Here is a 3,388-nt window from a genome sequence, read left to right as displayed (position 1 = left end):
CCACCGGAGAGCCGGTGGCCACACTCTGGACGCCTCGGGGCTGGACACGACAGGCACGTTAGGCGGTTTCGGAGGACCGGGTCCACCGGTTTTCCTCCCGCTCTCCCCGGGCGGCGGTCACGGCCGCGTTCCCCCGGCCCCCGCCGCGGTGGACGATCACGACGGCCGCGAGGCAGACGGCCAGCCCGAGGGCGGTCTGGACGCCGAACGGCTCACCGAACATGAGCGCGCCCCAGACGGCCGTGACCGGGGCCATGAGGAACATCAGGGTGTTGACCTCGGTGACGCCGGAGCGCTTCAGAATGAGCCAGTACAGCCCGTACCCACCGAACGTGGACAGGCCCACGAGCCAGACGACCGCCACCCAGAACGCGCCCTCGGCCGGCGGTGCGGCGGCTCCGGTGCCCAGCGCCAGCGCGGTGAAGAGGACGGCGCTGGTGGCGCAGTGGACGGTCAGCGACACCGAGGGGGCGACCCGCGAGCGGGACCGGCTCTCCAGGAACGTCGCCGCGACCAGGGACAGCATGCCGAGCAGCGGAATGGCGTACGCCCACCAGGCCACGTCCGTGCCGGCAGCGGCGTCGGCCAGGGTGACCACGGCGACGCCGCTCAGCCCCAGGCCCAGCCCGATCCACTGCCGGCCCGAGGCGTAGCTCCCGAGCAGCGGTCCCGCGAGGGCTCCGGCGACGAGGGGCTGGACGCCGTCGATCAGGGCCGTCGTGCCGCTGGAGACGCCGAGTTGGATGGCGTAGTAGACGCTCAGCAGATAGCCGCTCTGCGACAGCACGCCGATCACGGCCTGCCGGGTCACGTCCCGGGCGGTGAGTCCTCGCCACGCAGACCGTGTGAGGACGGCGACGGCGACGAGGACGACGGCCAGCGGCAGGAACCGCCACATCAGGACCGTGAGCGCGGACGCGCTGCCCGCACCGAGCTTGGCTCCGATGAACCCGGAGCTCCAGCACAGGACGAAGGCGAGGGAGAGCAGGATGTTCACGACATCACAACCAATAGACAGATCGGTTTACCCGTTCGCTCTCGACTATACAGATCGGTATACTCGGGTGCCATGGGTACCACCGCGGAGAACCCCCGCCGGATCACGCTGACGCCCGCCGCCCGCCGCGCCCTTCAGGCCGCCGCGCGGCTGTTCTACGAGCGCGGCATCCACGCCGTCGGGGTCGACCTCATCGCCGCGGAGGCCGGGGTGACGAAGAAGACCCTCTACGACCGGTTCGGCTCCAAGGAGCAGATCGTCGTGGAGTACCTCGCCGACCGTGACGAGCGCTGGCGGGCCTTCCTCGGCGAGCGCCTCGACGCGGCCGGGCCGGACCCACGGGAGCGCGTGCTGACGGTCTTCGACGCCTCACGCGCATGGGCGCGGGACAGCAGCCCCAAGGGGTGCAGCATGGTCAACGCCCACGCGGAGATCAGCGACCCCGCCCACCCGGCCCACTCGATCATCACCGGCCAGAAGCAGTGGATGCTCGCCCTGTTCACCCGCCTCGCCGCGGACATCGCCCCGGACGAACCGGCCGGTCTGGCCCGGGCGTTGATGCTGCTGCACGAGGGCGCGCTCGTCGCGCACGGCCTCGGCATCTTCCCGGACGCCATCGAGAACGCCCGCGAACAGGCCCGCGCGCTGCTCGCGTAGCGGACGGAATCTGTCCTACTCGGTCCCTACGGTGGTGCCATGACCACCTCCGACGGCACGGCCCCGCTCACCTTCGCCACCGTGGCCGACCTGGACTCCTGGCTGACCGCCCACCCGGCCCCGCATCCCGGCCTCTGGGTCAAGGTCGCCAAAAAGGGTTCGGGCATCCCCTCCGTCAGCGCCCCCGACGTCAACGACGTGGCGCTGTGCCACGGGTGGATCACCGGTCAGCGCAAGGGCCTCGACGGGTCGTACTACCTCCAGAGGATCACCCCGCGGCGCCCCGGCAGCCTCTGGTCCATGGTCAACGTCCGGCGGATCGAGGAACTGACCGCCGCCGGACGGATGCGCCCCGGCGGACGCGACGAGGTGGCGTCCGCGCAGGCGGACGGCCGATGGGACGCGGCCTACGCGTCCCAGCAGGAGGCCGAGGTCCCGGAGGACCTCGCGGCGGCGCTGGCCCTGAGCCCCAGGGCCGCAGCGGCCTTCAAGACCCTCGGCCGGACGGACCGCTACCTCACCATGCTCGGCGTCCTCCGCGCCCGGACACCGCGGAGCCGGGCAGCACAGGTGACCGCGGCGGTGGCGAAGCTGGAGGCCGACGGGCGGGAACCGGTGAACCCGACGGGAGTTGCTCCATCGCCCGGGCGCGGGCCCGCCGCCGGGTGAGCCGACCCCACCGCACGACCACAGGCCCGGTGCCCAACGGCACCGGACCCGTGAACTGTCCTGTTGCTGTCGAGGGGCGGGTCAGAGGGTGGACGCCGCCGAGGCTATGGCGGAGGCGAACGTGGAGACCTCCGTGTAGACGCCGGGGGCCTCGGGCCGGGCGCAGCCCTCGCCCCAGCTGACGATGCCGACCTGGATCCAGGCGCCGGCGTTGTCCTTGCGGAACATCGGGCCGCCGGAGTCGCCCTGGCAGGTGTCGACGCCGCCCGCGTCGAAGCCGGCACAGATCTCCTCGTTCGCGACGAGGCCGCTGTACAGACCGCCGTAGGCCTTGCACGCGGCGTCGCTGACGAACGGCACGGTCGCCTTCAGGAGGTAGCGCTGCTGGGAACCGCCCTCACGGTTCGCACCCCAGCCGGCGACGGTGAAGTCACCGGTGTTGTACTGCGAGGTCGTGGCGATCTTCAGGGTCGGCAGATTGATCGGCTGGGCGAGCTTGATGAGAGCCCAGTCCTTGCCGGTGCCGTTGTAGCCGGGCGCGCGGAGCACCTTGGTGGAGCGGACCTGGACCCGGCCGCTCGTGGACTGCAGGTCGACGACCCCCGCGGTGGCCGTGATGCTCGTGTTGTTGCCCGAACTGCCCACGCAGTGCGCGGCCGTGAGCACGATCTGCTGGGTGTAGAGCGCGCCGCCGCAGCCCATGGACAGCCTGACCATGAACGGGAACTCGCCCTGCGCGGCCCGCGTCCCGCCGACGACGGGCGACGGCGCGGCCTGCGCCGAGGTGACGGGCTGAAGGCTGGCGATCGCGAGCGCGGCGGCGCCGACGACCGTGCATCTCTTGAGGGCCGTGAGAAGTCTCTTCAACGTGATGCCTTCCGTGGGGGGTTGACCTGGGGAGATGTGCAACCGAAGCATCCGTTTGACGAGCTCATGTCAGCAGCAGGGGCAAAAAAACGTCCATGTGCTGGCATGGACCGGTCAAAATTCTGCTGCTGGATTATGAGAACGCCGCGAGTCCTCGCACAAGAGGCCCGATTCGGCCACGCCGCACGGAGTCGCCCC

Annotated in this window: 4 protein-coding genes; 2 read left to right on the top strand and 2 right to left on the bottom strand. The window is 71.1% G+C overall.

The features are described 5' to 3' along the window. Window positions 1-58: 58 nt before the first annotated feature. On the bottom strand, window positions 59-997 hold the full coding sequence (locus ACFTZL_RS42950; RefSeq protein WP_382595474.1) for a DMT family transporter: 939 nt from the start codon (window positions 995-997) through the stop codon (window positions 59-61). A gap of 72 nt (window positions 998-1,069) precedes the next feature. Here ACFTZL_RS42950 and ACFTZL_RS42945 point away from each other — a divergent pair, with 72 nt between their 5' ends. Both ACFTZL_RS42945 and ACFTZL_RS42940 read left to right on the top strand, forming a co-directional pair. Beyond that, on the top strand, window positions 1,070-1,654 hold the full coding sequence (locus ACFTZL_RS42945) for a TetR/AcrR family transcriptional regulator (RefSeq protein WP_382595472.1): 585 nt from the start codon (window positions 1,070-1,072) through the stop codon (window positions 1,652-1,654). Window positions 1,655-1,693: 39 nt separating this feature from the next. Continuing rightward, entirely contained in the window at window positions 1,694-2,323 is a 630-nt protein-coding gene (locus ACFTZL_RS42940) for a YdeI family protein (protein WP_382595469.1), read from the top strand. Between the two features lie 81 nt (window positions 2,324-2,404). Here the strand turns inward: ACFTZL_RS42940 and ACFTZL_RS42935 are convergent, their stop codons facing one another. After that, on the bottom strand, window positions 2,405-3,190 hold the full coding sequence (locus tag ACFTZL_RS42935) for a S1 family peptidase (protein WP_382595467.1): 786 nt from the start codon (window positions 3,188-3,190) through the stop codon (window positions 2,405-2,407). Between the last annotated feature and the right edge of the window lie 198 nt (window positions 3,191-3,388).

It is taken from the genome of Streptomyces sp. NPDC056948 (genome assembly GCF_042674225.1).
GTDB lineage: Bacteria > Actinomycetota > Actinomycetes > Streptomycetales > Streptomycetaceae > Streptomyces > Streptomyces purpurascens.
The sequence above is the reverse complement of the archived record's forward strand: the minus strand, read 5'-3'. Positions and strand labels throughout refer to the sequence as shown.

Bases quoted from the DNA above. Each gene is read 5' to 3' on its own strand.
- ACFTZL_RS42945 (WP_382595472.1), top strand. From the start codon at position 1,070: ATGGGTACCACCGCGGAGAACCCCCGCCGGATCACGCTGACGCCCGCC.
- ACFTZL_RS42940 (WP_382595469.1), top strand. From the start codon at position 1,694: ATGACCACCTCCGACGGCACGGCCCCGCTCACCTTCGCCACCGTGGCC.